The organism is Enterococcus sp. LJL99 (genome assembly GCF_054871725.1).
The window spans coordinates 23,093-39,228 of the sequence record NZ_JBTXLT010000015.1 but is presented as its reverse complement, the minus strand read 5'-3'; the positions used below and the strand labels follow the sequence as shown (position 1 = coordinate 39,228).

The 16,136-nt window shown below is 34.0% G+C and carries 11 protein-coding genes and 1 other annotated feature (1 of these 12 cut by a window edge); all 11 genes read left to right on the top strand.

The genetic code is table 11. The features are described from left to right. Window positions 1-81, top strand: a binding site (T-box leader) (it extends 162 nt beyond the left edge of the window). Between the two features lie 149 nt (window positions 82-230). After that, a complete protein-coding gene (locus ACYSNW_RS16430; RefSeq protein WP_461746334.1) occupies window positions 231-1,511 on the top strand; it encodes an O-acetylhomoserine aminocarboxypropyltransferase/cysteine synthase family protein in 1,281 nt (426 codons plus the stop codon). A 446-nt stretch (window positions 1,512-1,957) separates the two neighbouring features. Next, window positions 1,958-3,475 (top strand): 2-isopropylmalate synthase, encoded by a 1,518-nt coding sequence (locus tag ACYSNW_RS16425; RefSeq protein WP_461746332.1) that lies wholly within the window; start codon window positions 1,958-1,960, stop codon window positions 3,473-3,475. A gap of 1 nt (window position 3,476) precedes the next feature. Then, window positions 3,477-4,520: a 3-isopropylmalate dehydrogenase gene (gene leuB, locus ACYSNW_RS16420; RefSeq protein ID WP_461746330.1), complete on the top strand. Its 1,044-nt coding sequence runs from the start codon at window positions 3,477-3,479 to the stop codon at window positions 4,518-4,520. A gap of 84 nt (window positions 4,521-4,604) precedes the next feature. Continuing rightward, a complete protein-coding gene (leuC, locus tag ACYSNW_RS16415; protein WP_461746328.1) occupies window positions 4,605-5,981 on the top strand; it encodes a 3-isopropylmalate dehydratase large subunit in 1,377 nt (458 codons plus the stop codon). Then, the gene (gene leuD, locus ACYSNW_RS16410; protein WP_461746326.1) at window positions 5,981-6,568 is read left to right on the top strand and encodes a 3-isopropylmalate dehydratase small subunit; all 588 of its coding nucleotides are present in this window, start codon (window positions 5,981-5,983) and stop codon (window positions 6,566-6,568) included. Before leuC ends, leuD begins: the two co-directional genes overlap by 1 nt. An 86-nt stretch (window positions 6,569-6,654) precedes the next feature. After that, window positions 6,655-7,401 (top strand): class I SAM-dependent methyltransferase, encoded by a 747-nt coding sequence (locus ACYSNW_RS16405; RefSeq protein ID WP_461746324.1) that lies wholly within the window; start codon window positions 6,655-6,657, stop codon window positions 7,399-7,401. Between the two features lie 123 nt (window positions 7,402-7,524). Next, window positions 7,525-8,940 carry a MucBP domain-containing protein gene (locus tag ACYSNW_RS16400; protein WP_461746322.1) on the top strand — a complete coding sequence of 472 codons (1,416 nt, stop codon included), beginning with the start codon at window positions 7,525-7,527 and terminating at the stop codon, window positions 8,938-8,940. A gap of 378 nt (window positions 8,941-9,318) precedes the next feature. Continuing rightward, window positions 9,319-10,926: a MucBP domain-containing protein gene (locus tag ACYSNW_RS16395; RefSeq protein ID WP_461746320.1), complete on the top strand. Its 1,608-nt coding sequence runs from the start codon at window positions 9,319-9,321 to the stop codon at window positions 10,924-10,926. Between the two features lie 357 nt (window positions 10,927-11,283). Beyond that, entirely contained in the window at window positions 11,284-12,555 is a 1,272-nt protein-coding gene (locus tag ACYSNW_RS16390) for a hypothetical protein (protein ID WP_461746318.1), read from the top strand. A 184-nt stretch (window positions 12,556-12,739) separates the two neighbouring features. Next, on the top strand, window positions 12,740-13,735 hold the full coding sequence (locus tag ACYSNW_RS16385; RefSeq protein WP_461746316.1) for an FRG domain-containing protein: 996 nt from the start codon (window positions 12,740-12,742) through the stop codon (window positions 13,733-13,735). Between the two features lie 12 nt (window positions 13,736-13,747). Further along, entirely contained in the window at window positions 13,748-15,988 is a 2,241-nt protein-coding gene (locus ACYSNW_RS16380; protein ID WP_461746315.1) for a hypothetical protein, read from the top strand. The last annotated feature ends 148 nt before the right edge of the window (window positions 15,989-16,136 follow it).

Below are 16,136 nucleotides of genomic sequence, written 5' to 3'. Positions count from 1 at the left end.
AATTCTGAACGAATAGAGAGTTGGAGAGAAGATGAGAAGGAATTCTCGAAAAAAGGTGGTACCGCGATTTTCGCCCTTTATTGACGTATAGATTTATACGTTAATAAGGTTTTTTTTTATTACTCAAACTAAAAGAGAAATGAGAGTAGAGAGTAGGCAACGTAATTTGGATAGATTTTGGTGTCATGGCTCAAGGCAATTAATTTTAGACGAAAGAGGGAGAAAAAATTATGACAGAAAAAGAGTATCAATTTGAGACGATTCAAGTACATGGCGGGCATACGCCTGATGGAGATACGAATTCTAGAGCGGTTCCAATCTACCAAACAACTTCGTATACCTTTGACGATACCCAAGATGCAGCCGATAAATTTTCATTGTCAAAAGCAGGGAATATTTATACTCGAATTACGAATCCTACGACCGCTGTTTTAGAAGAACGATTAAATGAATTAGAAGGCGGTGTTGGTGCCGTTGCGGTTGCTTCTGGTTCAGCTGCGATTACCTATGCGATTCAAAATATCGCTAGTGCAGGAGATCATATTGTTTCGGCGGCTAGCTTATATGGAGGAACCTTCAATTTATTTACGCATACCTTGCCTGAATTTGGAATCACAACGACGTTTGTTGATTCAGAAAATTTAGCGAATTTCGAAGCAGCGATTCAAGAAAATACGAAAGCGATATTTGTGGAAACCATTGGCAATCCGTTGACGAATGTAGCTGATTTAGAAGCATTATCAGAAATTGCCCATAAAAACGGACTACCATTAATTGTTGATAATACCTTTGCGACAGCTTATTTGAATCGACCGTTTGACTTTGGCGCTGACATTGTTGTTTATTCGGCAACAAAATTTATCGGTGGTCATGGTGTGGCTTTAGGTGGTGTCATTATTGATTCAGGTAAATTTGATTGGACGAATGGAAAATTCCCTAAATTAGTTAATCCAGATCCAAGCTATCATGGTTTATCTTATACAAAAGATGTAGGCGCAGCGGCTTTTATTACCCGCATTAGAGTATCGTTGTTAAGAGATACGGGAGCTGCGATTTCCCCTTTCAACAGCTTTTTATTGATTTTAGGATTAGAAACCTTATCGTTACGTTTAGAACGTCATGTAGAAAATGCTTTAAAAGTAGCTGAATTCTTAGCAAAACATCCAAAAGTTGAATGGGTCAGTTATCCAGGATTACCTACGGATCGTTATTATGAACTTGGACAAAAATATTTACCGAAAGGTGCAGGTTCGGTCTTTACTTTTGGTGTTAAAGGCGGTGCTGCTGCTGGTAAAGAATTGATTAATAATGTGAAACTTTTTTCTCTTTTAGCCAATGTCGGTGATGCGAAATCATTGATTATTCATCCAGCCTCTACGACGCATGCGCAATTGAACGAAGCAGAATTACTTGCAACAGGAACATCGCCAGAGTTGATTCGTTTATCCATCGGTTTGGAAAACATTTCTGATATTATTGAAGATTTGGATCAAGCACTAGCTATGATTTAATAGAAGAGTCAACGAGCAAGTGACTGATGAACAATTGATTCCTTGCTCGTTGCTTTTATAGACTATCTAAAGCAGATTATCTAGTTATTGTATCCTAATTGAATAACTGATTTTAAGATTCTTCAATTAGACAAAAAAATAAAATAAAACTGTTGACTTTCAAAAGATATTTCGGTATCTTTAATACTATAGTTTGAATTATTTAAAAATTCTGACAATAAAGGATGTTGATGACAATGAAAAATCAAAATTACAATACTACATTCTTATTATTATTACTGTAGGGACTCAGCTGGCTGATATTCAGTTTATGAGGAGTCCTGTTTTCGCATTGCATGAACGGGATCATACAACATCCCGCATCGTGGGATGTTTTTTTTATTAATAAAAATAGCAAGTTAAACCTGAAAATGAAGCATCAAAAAGGAAAAGAGAGGATGAAAAAAATGCAAAACGTACAATTTTTTGACACTACCCTAAGAGACGGCGAACAAACGCCTGGTGTTAATTTCAATACAAATGAAAAAATTCAAATCGCGAAACAACTAGAAAAATGGGGAATTGATACAATCGAAGCTGGCTTTCCAATTGCCTCTGTAGGTGATTTCGAGGCAGTTCAAGCGATTGCGCGTACGGCTAAAAAAATGACTGTAGCGGGTCTAGCTCGTTGTCAAAAACAAGATATCGATCGTGCCTATGAAGCATTGAAAGAGGCGGTTCATCCACAAATTCATGTGTTCTTAGCAACAAGTCCTGTTCATATGGAATTTAAACTAAAAATGACACCTGATGAAGTGCTTGCTTCTATTAAAGAACATGTGAGTTATGCGCGTTCAAAATTTGAAAAAGTTCAATTTTCACCTGAAGATGCGAGCCGTACAGAAAAAGACTTTTTACTAAAAGCTGTTCAAACAGCGATTGATGCTGGTGCAACAATCATCAATGTGCCTGATACAGTAGGCTATTCAAATCCGACTGAATATGGCGCGTTGTTCAAATTCTTGATTGAAAATATCCAAAGCGAGCAAGAAATTATTTTCTCTTCTCATTGTCATGATGATTTGGGAATGGCAACAGCGAATGCGTTAGCAGCGATTGAAAATGGCGCTAGAAGAGTTGAAGGAACGGTTAATGGAATCGGTGAACGGGCTGGAAATACGGCACTTGAAGAAGTGGCTTTGGCGCTTTACATTAGAAAAGACTTTTATCAATTGGAAAGTAACATTGTTTTAAATGAAACGAAACGTACGAGTGATCTAGTCAGTCGTCTATCAGGTGTGGCAGTTCCTCGGAACAAAGCAATTATTGGTGAAAATGCTTTTGCTCATGAATCTGGCATACATCAAGATGGTGTGTTGAAGAATCCTGATACTTATGAAATCATTACACCTTCATTAGTCGGTGTCAGCACTAATTCTTTACCGCTAGGCAAACTTTCTGGTCGCCACGCATTTGCGACAAGAATGGAAAGTCTAGGCTATCAATTGGATGAAGAAGAGCTAAAAACAGCATTCAAACAATTTAAAGCTTTGGCTGATAAGAAAAAACAAGTGACAGAAGACGATTTGATTGCCTTGATGGTCGGTCAAAAACAAGCGACGGAAGAAAATTATACATTGGATCGGGTACAGCTACAATACGTTTCAGATGGCAGTCAAGGAGCGATTGTCTCAATTAAGCATGAAGAACAAACGATAACTGAATCTGCGATTGGTTCTGGAAGTATCCAAGCTATCTACAATTCAATCGATAAACTATTAAAACAAAAACCACTATTAAAAGATTACTATATTAAAGCCATTACCGCTGGAGAAGATGCGCAAGCAGAAGTTCACGTAACGGTTCAAGATGAAACGAGCAAACACCAGTTTAACGGCATTGGGATTGATTTTGACGTGTTACAAGCGTCAGCTAAAGCATATATGAGTGCAAGTGAACAATTTAAAAAGGAAGTGGAGAAGTAAAATGAGTAAAATAATCGTTGCATTACCTGGAGACGGCATTGGATCAGAAATCATGAAAAGCGGACTAGATGTTCTAGCTGAAATCATGCTGCAAGATAATTTAGAAATGGATATTGAAACTTATCCATTTGGTGGAGCCGGAATTGATGAAAAAGGAGATCCGCTTCCCGAAGAAACCTTGACTGCTTGTAAAGAAGCAGATGCGATTTTATTAGGCGCAATTGGTGGTCCTAAATGGGATCAAGCCCCTAAACGACCAGAACAAGGACTGCTTGGGCTACGTAAAGCATTAGGTTTGTTTGCCAATATTCGTCCAATTACTGTGCCAGATGCAATTGTTCATTTGTCACCATTAAAAGAGGAAAATGTTCGCGGAGTTGATTTTGTCGTTGTTCGTGAATTAACAGGTGGGATTTACTTTGGCGAAAAACAATTAGGAGAAAATGAAGCCTCTGATTTGTGTTCTTATACGAAACCTGAAATTCAACGAATTATTCGTAAAGCCTTTGAAATCGCCCGTACAAGAAATAAAAAAGTGACGTCTGTTGATAAAGCAAATGTTCTTTCGACTAGTAAATTATGGCGCCAAACAGCGGAAGAAGTTGCACAAGAATTTCCAGATTGTACTTTAGAACATCAATTGGTCGATTCAGCGGCAATGGTCATGATTCAACGCCCAAAACAATTTGACGTGGTTGTGACAGAAAACTTATTTGGGGATATTTTAAGTGATGAAGCGTCTGTGATTCCTGGTTCATTGGGAATGATGCCAAGTGCTAGTCACAGTGAAACAGGACCATCATTGTATGAACCAATCCACGGTTCGGCACCAGATATTGCCAATCAAAATATTGCTAATCCAATGTCAATGATTTTATCAGTAGCAATGATGTTGAGACAATCATTTGGTTTAGAAAATTCGGCGAAAAAAATTGAAACAGCTTGTGATACTGTGATGAACCAAGGGATTTTAACAGGAGACTTGGGCGGAACGGCAACTACAACGGAGTTTACCGAAGCTGTAATCAATGAATTAAAAGCGTAATTACAACACATAGCAAAATAAAAGAAGAATAACTAGCTTTAACAGATTCATATAGCTGTAAAAATAAAAAATGGATGTGAAATTATGGGAAAGACTCTATTTGATAAACTTTGGGAAAAACATGTGGTTTCTGGAAACGAAGGCGAACCACAATTACTTTATGTAAATCTTCATTTAATCCATGAAGTAACTTCACCGCAAGCATTTGAAGGACTCAGAGAAGCTGGCAGAAAAGTAAGACGACCAGATCGCACCTTTGCAACGATGGATCACAATGTTCCAACAAAAGATATTTTCAATATTACGGATTTAGTAGCGAAAAAACAAATCGATGCCTTGAAACAAAACTGTGAAGAATTTGGTGTCACTTTGTGTGATAACGGAAGTGATCGTCAAGGAATCGTTCATATGGTCGGACCAGAAACAGGATTGACACAACCAGGAAAAGTGATTGTTTGTGGAGATTCTCATACCGCAACGCATGGCGCATTTGGGGCATTGGCTTTTGGGATTGGAACAAGTGAAGTAGAACATGTTTTTGCGACACAATGCTTGTGGCAAAGAAAGCCAAAATCAATGGGTGTTAAAATCTCTGGAAAACTAGCAAAAGGTGTGTATGCCAAAGATATCATTTTAGCATTGATCGCAAAATATGGCGTTGATTTTGGTGTAGGATATGCAGTAGAATTTTATGGCGAAACAATTGAAGGCTTGTCGATGGAAGAACGTATGACGATTTGTAATATGGCGATTGAAGGTGGCGCGAAAATGGGTATGATCGCACCAGATGAAAAAACGTTTGAGTATGTTCGTGGCAGAGAATACGCGCCAGAAGATATGGAAACAGCTATTGCCGACTGGAAAAAATTACCAAGTGATGCGGATGCGGCTTATGAAGCGAATTTAGAATTAAACGCAGATGAATTAGTGCCATTTATTACTTGGGGTACAAATCCAGAAATGGGGATTCCAGTGACTGGAACATTCCCAGAAATCAAAGATATGAACGATGAACGTGCGTATAAATATATGGATCTAAAACCAGGTCAACGTCCATCAGATATTGAAATCGGGTATGTATTTATCGGTTCTTGTACCAACGGTCGTTTGTCTGATCTAGAAGAAGCGGCACGAATCGTTAAAGGTAAAAAAGTTAAAGAAGGAATTACTGCAATCGTGGTTCCTGGATCAAGACCTGTTCGTAAAGCAGCTGAAAAAATTGGCTTAGATAAAATCTTTACTGAAGCAGGCTTTGAATGGCGTGAGCCAGGTTGCTCCATGTGTCTAGGGATGAATCCAGACCAAGTGCCAGCAGGTGTACATTGTGCGTCTACATCTAATCGTAACTTTGAAGGACGTCAAGGAAAAGGGGCTAGAACCCATCTTTGTAGTCCAGCGATGGCAGCGACAGCCGCAATTGAAGGAACATTTATTGATATTAGAGAGGGGTTCAGTGCATAATGGAGGCTTTTACACAACATAACGGAACAACCGTTCCATTGATGAATGATAATATTGATACCGATCAAATCATTCCAAAATCATTTCTAAAACGAATCGAAAAAACAGGTTTTGGCGAATTTCTATTTGACGAATGGCGCTACTTACCAGATAGAAGTCCTAATCCAGAATTTACATTGAATGAACCTCAATATCAAGGAGCTACCATTTTGATTTCAGGCGATAATTTTGGTTCAGGATCTTCTAGAGAACATGCCGCATGGGCATTGACTGACTATGGATTTAAAGCAATTATTGCAGGAAGTTTTAGTGATATTTTCTATATGAATGCAACGAAAAACGGCTTGTTGCCGATTGTCTTGCAGCCAGAAGAATTAGAAGCTTTAGCTGCCTTACCTGCTAAGCAAATAATCACAATCGACTTACCAGCTCAAGCAGTGATTACACCAGAAGCAACTTATAACTTTGAAATCGACAGTACGTGGAAACACAAACTGGTTAATGGTTTAGATGACATTGCAATTAGCTTAAGTCATGAAGACGAAATTGAAGCTTATGAAGCAAAAATTCCAGCTTACTGGCAATAAATAAACATTAATTAAATGAATGAAGAACGTTGCGAAGAAACTTTTTTCGCGCAGCGTTCTTTTTTATCCACAAAAGGAGTGAACTTATGGAATGGAATGCGCAAACCTATACAAATGAACATGATTTTGTTTTTAAATATGGCGAAAGTTTGTTGGAATCAATCCCGCAAAACCCAATGAAAATTTTAGATATTGGCTGTGGTACAGGTGAATTAACGAATCAACTCGCTCTACTTGGGCACCAAGTCACTGGAATTGATCAATCAGCGAATATGATTGAACAAGCGAAACATGCTTTTCCAGCGGTTAAATTTTTTACAAAAGATATTTTAACGATCGATTCATTTGATGAAAAATACGATGTTGTCTTTTCAAATGCGGCCTTTCATTGGATTTTAAATCATGAACGATTAGTCGAGAATATTAGTAAACTTTTACGTCCAAATGGGTTGCTAGTTTGTGAATTTGGTGCTGAAGGAAATATCAAAAGCATTGAAGAGGCTTATCGAAAAGAAATGAGGAATCTAGGAATTGAACCGAAACAAAAATTTTGCTTCCCTTCAAAAGAAACTTTCCAACAGTTGCTTGAAAACAATCAATTTAAAGTAGAACAGATCATTGATTTTGATCGCCCAACCACACTAAACAAGGGACAAGCTGGGTTGAGAATTTGGTTGGAGCAATTTTATGCAGGTGAATTAGCTGAGCTTGCAGAAGAACAACGAGCAATGGTTCTTGAGAATATGGAACAAACGTTGAAACCTATTTTATGGCAAGAAGATTGTTGGGTGGCGGATTATCGGAGATTACGAGTAAAAGCCACTCGTGTCTAATTTCTTTTAAAACTTAAAATTCCAACAACAAAAAAATATTTAATTGAAATAATGCAAAAAAATTCACATTTTTTTCACAATAATTTATAATAAAATTCAAATAAGAATTTAAGGAGAGTTATTATGGGGAAGAATTTTTTTAGGAATGTAGGATTAGTTTTTACAATTTTTTTGACGTTTGTCAGTGTATCTATCATAAAAGCAGATGCAGCTCCTTCAAACGCAACGGTGACGACACAATATGTTTTATTGTCCGATTTATCACCAGAAGAACAAGAAGTGATTGTCAAAAAGGAACCAAGCTTTCCTATTTTGCACGACAAGGAGAATGTTAAATTAGTTTATACAGCCGTGTCTCCTGACCCGCAGCCGGGCGAGCCAAGTAAACCAGAACCCACATCTCCAACGAAACCAGACTTACAACCGACAAAGCAAGCAGTAAAACCAAGCAATAAAGTAACCAAATCAACGACCAATTTACCAAAAGCTGGAGATACCACCACAAATTCAACAGTTTTAATCGTAGGGAGTGCAGTTGTACTTTTATCTATTGCCCTAATGATTTGGAAAAGAAAGCATGTGAAAACACTGTTGGTCTTAATTATTTTTGCTGGAGGCAGTGGTGCAGTAGTAATTGCTGAAGCTGCTGAAAACGTGTTACCGAAAACAACCACACAACTTTTACCGATTGGAGATGCAACATACGCTGTAGACACAGCTGTGACAGGATTTGACTATGTAGGATACGTCCATACGTATTCAGATGATGCGCCTGTCCAAGAAGATGCAACAATCACGGTAAATTATCAAAATACCGAAGGAACGGCGCTAATTGAGTCTACGATTTTAACAGGAAAAGTAGGTCAAAATTATGCTGTAGAGCCAAAAACAATTGAAGGATTTATTTTTAAAGAAATGACTGGAAATGCAACAGGTATATTTACAGCACAAAAACAAGTGATTACGTTTATTTATGAAAAAGTACCAGTTCAAGGAAAAGTGACAGTTAAATATCTAGATACGCAAGGTAACTCAGTTGCGCCAGATGACATAATAAACGGTGTAGAAGGTCAAAATTATTTTGTTGAACCTAAGACAATTGAGGGATTTGATTACAAAGGTGTATTGGAACCTATAAAAGGCGTTTTTACTATAGAGGATCAAACCATTACCTATCTATACGAACCTAAGCCTGTAGAATTAGGAACGATTACATTAAAACAATCTGGTGTGGTTCCTAATTTCAATGGAAATGTTTACTTTAAAGTAACGTACTATGATCTTAATAATAATATAATGGGAACAGACACGGTCTTTAATCAAGTAGTGATTAGTGATGATACAAAGGAAGTAGCTGTTGGGAGCCCCTACAAAGTATACTCTAGAGTAACGTATGATGCTTATTTAACAGAAAGTGATGAAAGATATCAGTGGTTGGATTACAAGTTAGAAGCCATTAATCCTTTACAAACGGAAGGAATTATGACAGGACCAACTTTACAAATCGATTATTTATTTACTATTCCTAGCTTTGGTTAATAGTTGAAGATTTATGATAAGAAGTTCTAATAAGAATAATCAGTAAAATAGCTTGACTATTCTATTCTTTCGAAAAAACATTTGCGTTGTGACAAACAAGAGTTAGGTCTGTTTGTCACAGCGTTTTTCGTGTGGATAATAGTAGAAATGTTTAGTTAATGAAAAATTCATTCTATTTTAGTTGCATTTTATAAATAAATGCATCTAACTTTTCGCTTCAAAAGAATAAATGAGAAAACTGATAATTAAAAGAAGTCTTTATAAAAAACATAAAAACAAAAATAATACATATTTAAATTAAAAAATATTCAAAAAAACTTCACATTTATTTAATAATCATTTATAATGAAATCAAAATAAATAGTAAGGAGAAAGATTATGAAAAAGAGTTTTATTAGAAGTGCATTGTTGCTAGTTTCTATTTTGTTTGGATTTGTAAGCGTTTTCTCCGCAAGGGTTGATGCTGCTCCGTCAAATTCTACTGTGACGACTCATTATGTGCTAGTTTCTGATTTATCCGCTGAGGAACAACAAGGACTTGTCAAAGAAGCACCAAACCTTTCTATTTTACACGATAAGGAAGATATCAAATTAGTTTACAATGATATTCCCGATAATCCTGATCCTAAACCAACGCCACCCTCAACACCAACTACGCCGACAAAACTAGCTACAAACACAGTGAATAAGACTGTTCATACTGGTTCTAATTTGCCGAAAGCTGGTGAGTCTAAAAATTATGTGACAGTTGGATTATTGGGAGCTTTCCTGATCCTTTTAGCTGTTAGCTTATTAATTTGGAAAAGAAAACAGTTTAAAACAATGTTGGCTTTACTTATTCTTGCTGGTGGTACTGGACTTGCGGTTGTTGCGGAAGCTTCTGACAAAGCATTACCTAAATCAACGACTCAGTTATTACCAATTGGACAATCAACTTATACTGTTGAAACTGATTTACCAGGGTTTGAATATGTTGGCTATGTCCACACGTATTCAGATGATGGGCCAGTTCAGGAAGAAGGAACAGTCACTGTAAATTATCAAACGATTGATGGTGTATCACTTGATGAACCTGTGATTTTAAACGGTTTAGTAGGTGATAATTATGTTGCAGAGCAAAAAGCAATTGAAGGATATGTATTTAAAGAAGTGATAGGAAATGTATCTGGAACATTTACTGAAGGAAACCAAGTGGTAACATTTATCTATGAAAAAGAAATAGAAGATGGAAGTTTGACGATTAAATATCAAGATATGACAGGCAATCCACTTGCAGAAGATGAATTATTGACTGGAAAAGTAGGAGAAGGATATCTAGTTGAACCTAAAACAATTGACGGGTATATATTTAAGGAAGTGATAGGAAGCGTATCTGGAACATTTACGAAAGAAGATCAAGTCGTAATATTTGTTTATGAAAAAGAAGTAGCAGAGGGTCGATTGATTATTAAATATCAAGATTTAGTAGGCAATCCAATTATGGAAGACGATATATTGACTGGAAAAGTAGGAGAAGAATACCTGGTTGAGCCTAAAGCAATCGATGGCTATTTCTTCTTTGGCACTTCGGATAATACATCTGGGATATTTGCGTTAGAGGATCAAGTCATTACGCTCGTCTATAGTTTTGGTCCTCCTCAATTTGGATTGATCATCTTAAGACAAACAGGAGTTATTGAGATACCCGATCCTAATATTTATTATAAGGTAACATATTATGATCTTAACGGAAATGTAATAGATTGGGCACCTAGTAAGATTGAGGAAACAACGACCATTTATGATTATGTTACAGGCGCTTTTATCGGTGGTCCCTATACTGTTTATGCAACAGTGACGTATGAAGCATATTCTAAATTAGATGAACAAAGAGTTGAATGGTTAGATTACAAATTAGAAGCGAATAATCCATCTCTAACAAAAGGTGTATTAACCATGACAGGTTTGGAAATCACTTATACTTTTACTGGACCCAATTTTGATTAAGTCATTTTAAAAGACATTAAGATTTAGAATAAACAAATAAGAAATAACGTTGTGATAAAAAATTTAGGTCAATGCAAGTGAAATCTACTCGTATACTATCGATTGATGATAGAAGGGTGAGACGAGCAATCCTTAATTTTATCGCAACGTTTTTTATGAGGTTTACGATTAAAACTTTTGTTTAGAAAATGAATGACAAGAATTTTTTCACAACTGCTGTTCATGATTTTCGTATCATTAATTAGTCTGATTTGTTATTTTATTTTTAGGTAAATAGAAGGACAAAATAGATAATTGTGATAAACTAGTGATAAGAACAAATGAAAAAGTAGCAACAATGACGGGAGTGTTTAGAGAATGAAAAAGAATGTTTGGGGAATTTCGATTGGGGTAGTCGTTATGATTGTTGTGGGTATTGGGATTGTATTCTTTCAGAAACAAGCAAAAATTACTGCTGCTCAAAATGATGTCACAGCAATTGAAAAGGCAACCACGAAAGATGGGAAACTGTACAAAGAAGTGGCCTCACTGTATGATGATCAACACGATTTCTTAGCCAAAGAAGTCAAAGCAACAACGATTAAAGAAACAACAGAAAAAATACAAAAACAACAAGAAGAAGTCGAAAAGTTAAAAAACGATTTTGGAACAAAACTAACAACTAAAAAAGCAGAAGAGAATCTCAAGAAACTGGAACAAGATGCGACAAAAGCAAATAAAAAATTAGCCATCCAAACCAAAACCAATGAATTATTCAGCTCAAAGGAAGTTGCCATCGATGGAGATAATGTGAAAGATCAGCTACCAATCACGATTGATTTAACACAAAAAAAGATCACCGCTGTTACTGACACGGTTAAAGAAGAGAAAGAACTAAAAGGAAAATGGCAAGAAAGCATTGATTCCATCCTAAAAAATGCGACAGAGCAAGTGACTGAAGTCGAAAAAATTCAAAAATTATTCAGTGAATCTTTTGATGGAAATGTACCAAAAGAAACGGTTCAACAAACTGAATATAATACATTAAATAAAGAAGTCGAAAAAGTAAAAAACGCAGAATTAAAAGCTGGTTATACGGCAAAGTTACTTTTAATGAAAGCGATGATTGATACCAATGACAAACTCAATGAATTAAATCAACAACAACAAGCCGCAGAACAAGCGGTCAATGATGCATTAGCAAAAGCGCAAGCAGATGTGGATAAAGCGGCTCAACAAGCAAAAGGAGACGATAGCCTTTTATTGGGGTATTCAGATGATCAAATTGAATTTGCCCGAGTGTGGTTGACAGTGATTGGAACGAAAAATTCAGCACTTTATATAGACAGACTTCCAGCGGGATCACCTATCAATATATATGACAAAGGAAGCGTGGGCTATCCTGTAGATGTGATAGTTCTTTCAGGACCAGCAACTGCAGATGGATCTGTTGTCTATAGCAGTAATCATAATGGGACAATTACTGTTTATCCAGTACCAGGACACTGGCAACTGCCTATAGAAGTTGTTAAAGATCCAGAAAAAATTCGAGAATTAACACAAAAAGTGATTGATGATGCTCGAGTAGTAAGTGTGGACGTGTGTAATCCGCGAGATGTGGTGGATGTGATTCGGGTGGAGAAGAATTAGGTGGAAATATAATATATGTAGTTTTTATTATGTATATGTAATATAATTATATATATTACATAAAATGAGTTTTATCTATATTTAAAAAAAGTTACATATGACTAAAGTATTATTAATTAATTGAAAAGTTATGGATTTTTTAGGAAATTATGTTTCGATAGATTATTTTTATATGGAGGGTTTTATGTCAGAAAAAAGTAACGAAAAAAATCTAGTTAGTTATTTAGATGAAGTAGACACTGTAATAAAGGAATTAAAAAAACAGATTTTATCTTTTTCAAAAAGTGAATGTGTTTTAGCGTATAGGGGTGAACCTATGAATTATGGAGAAACTTCTTTAATGCCGTCACTTTTTAGAGAAAAATATACTAGAGATGATGAGCTGAATTTATTGGATTTGCTTTGTGATTACGAGATAGTTGATAAAGGAAGTTTAAAAAATATTGAAAAAGCTATTGATTCTCAACATTATATTTCCATAAGTAGATTACTTGATATATCTTTTAGTATTTTACCTGCACTTTACTTTGCTTGTAGCAAAGATTTAGATGAGAATGGAAAAATCTATATTTTTGCATTTCCAGAATATTTTTCCCCACAATCTAACTATATAGAAAATTTTTATTCATCATTACTTGATAAAAATCCAACTACTACTCCATTTTTAGGAGATTTTAAGGTTATTACTCATGGTTATAATAATGAACGAATGAAAATACAAAGTGGAGGATTTATTTTATTTCCGGGACATAAATACCGAAAAATTCCAGACTGTTATTATAGAGTTATTACTATCGATAAATCTCATAAATCGGCTATTTTAGAAGAATTGAGCTCACTGTTCAATATTTCTGAAGCAAGTATATATCCTGAAAAAGATAAGAGAGCTGATTTTATTAAGGGAAAAGTGAAAAGTACAAAAATAAATAAAAGATATGATTCTAAAATAACTGTAGATTCTGAGGTAGAAGCATATTTTGATCGATTAGTATTTGAGCTATATGTAAGAAATAACGATAAAGATGAAAATGCTACTAAATCAGTAATTAGAATATTTAGAAAAGAAATAGAAGACCTAATTTATTATATTGATAACAGCAATTCGAACAATGAAAATAAGAATAGATTAAAAAAAATGTGTAAAGATTTTTTTGACTTTTATACCGCTCAAATTAAATAAGGAGGATGAAAAATGAAATCAAATAATAATTTTTATATCTTAAAAGGTTTAATCGCATTTCTAGAAGAAACTAGTGATTTAAAAATTTCCGATCCATTACCGATTGACGGGAGAGAAGGATATTATAAACTTGAAGGTACGACTAAAAATACAGGTGAAGATGAATATTATATAATATATGATTGCAGTAATTCAAATGAACTTTTTGACTATTCAGAATTATGTGAAGTAAAGAAAGATGATGAAAATTTTACTTCTATTATTGTTATTTTTAAGAATTGGGATCACGAACGCGATTTATTTCTTAAAACTAAAAAAAGATTATCTAGAGAAGAACAAAAAAAATTAAAAGAGGTTTATGACCAAAAAGTTTCATATTATATTGAAATAGATGAAGAAATGAGTATTTCTGTGGATGATAATGGAATAAACTTTTTGGAATACAGCGACTGTAGTAGAACCAGTAACGATAAAGAAAATGATTTAAAAGGATTTATATATAATGTTTCAATGAAAGAACTAAAAAGAGTTTTTAATGTAACTGGAAGTAACTTGTTTAATAAAAATGTTAGGTATGGTTTAAATAGAGATAGAACTGGATTGAAGATAAAAGAAAAATTTAAAAATTATATAAAAGTGAAATTTTTAATAAATTATAAAAATGATGATAAAATATATAGTAATTTATCAAAACTTTTGGAAATGGATTTAGAGACATCTGGTTATAATCGGCCTGAACAATTTTGGTTTTATCATAATGGAATAACTATATTTTCATACGATTATCAACCGATTGACAGAACTGGAGATACTGTAAAGATAAATCCGAAGAAAATAAGCGTTATTAATGGTGCTCAAACCTTAACACAATTTTTTACAGGTATGGAAGAGTTGGATTTGGAAATAGATTTAATGGTAGAAAATATTGAAAATATGGAATCTGAACAGTTAAAGGTACTTAGGCAGAATCTAAAAAAGCTGATTGAAGAAGCTTCAAAAGATATTATTGTGAAAACGATTTTTATAGTTGGAAAAGAAAAGAATGTGAAAGATATAACAAGTGGTTTAAATACACAAATTCCTATTTTAGAAGAGGATCAATTAGCTGATAACGAAATTGTCACAAAAATAAATATATATTTGAAAAGTAGCCAATTAAAAATTTTGAAAGAAGGAGAGAATCCAGGTTTGTATAGTGGAATCAAAATTTTAGATTTTGCGAAACTATATCTAGTTACACAAATGAAACCAGGAGAAAGTAAAAATTTTCAAAAAAGAAAATTAGAGGATGTTATTAAGATAGTGGAAGAAGAGCTAAGTAATCCTGAATCAAAACAAGATTTATTAAATAAATTAAATCAAGCACTAGTTGTTGATACTTGGTGGAAAAACAGACCAAGAGAAGGTAAAGATAAACATATAGAATTAGATAGTTATGGAAAGAATTATTTTCAAAGCTTTGTATTAAATGAGATAAAAGAATCTGATAATAGTTTAGATGACGATTACTTAACACAGTTATATAATAAATTTATATACATTTTTAATCAAGAAGATTTGAAAGTTGGTGATTTTAAAACAGATTCTTTATTTTCTGAGTACTTAAGTGAGAATTTTTTATCTCAAAAGAAGTCATTAGTCAATAACATAGATAATATAGATACTAAAAAATTAATTGAATATATAAATAATGAAAAAGAAAATATGTATAGTATTAGCAATACAATAGCTAATTATTTGAAAAGTAAAGAAATAGATATTACCTACTTTAGAGTTATTGCTATCAAAAATCACAAAGTTAAAGAGTCTTATCCCTTTCCTAATTCAACCTTCAATGAGCTCTTTCAGTGGGAAGACTATCCTAGGGATGATAAGTATAAAAAATTTGAAGAATCAAAATTTTTACAAGAAATAAATAAAGAGTACCCTATTTTTGTTTTGTCTTGGAAAGAAGATACACAAGAGGTTTCTGATTTAAAAATAGTTAAAAAATTTAGTTTTGAAAAATATAAAGATGATGCTTTTAAAGTTTACAATAACACAGTTGAAGCTTTTAAGTTAGGAGATGAAACAAAATTCCCCAAATTAAGTGATGAGTTAAAATTTCATATAAGACCTAAAGCAGCGAATTCTGAAGACACTTTTGAATTTTCTAATGGTGATTTGTTAACGAAACGAACATTTTGGGCTAATGCCAAAACTGTAGAAGAATTACTGAGAGACAAAGGTTGTGCATGTTTTTTTGATCAATAGTATAAAAGAGGAACGATAATCAAGATTTTTTAGATTATTATTCCTCTTCTTATTTAATGAAATGAATAAAAAGTAAAAATTATAGAAATAACTGTTTAGATTTATGAGGGTATTTAGTAATTATGTGATAATGAATCTATTCAAACAA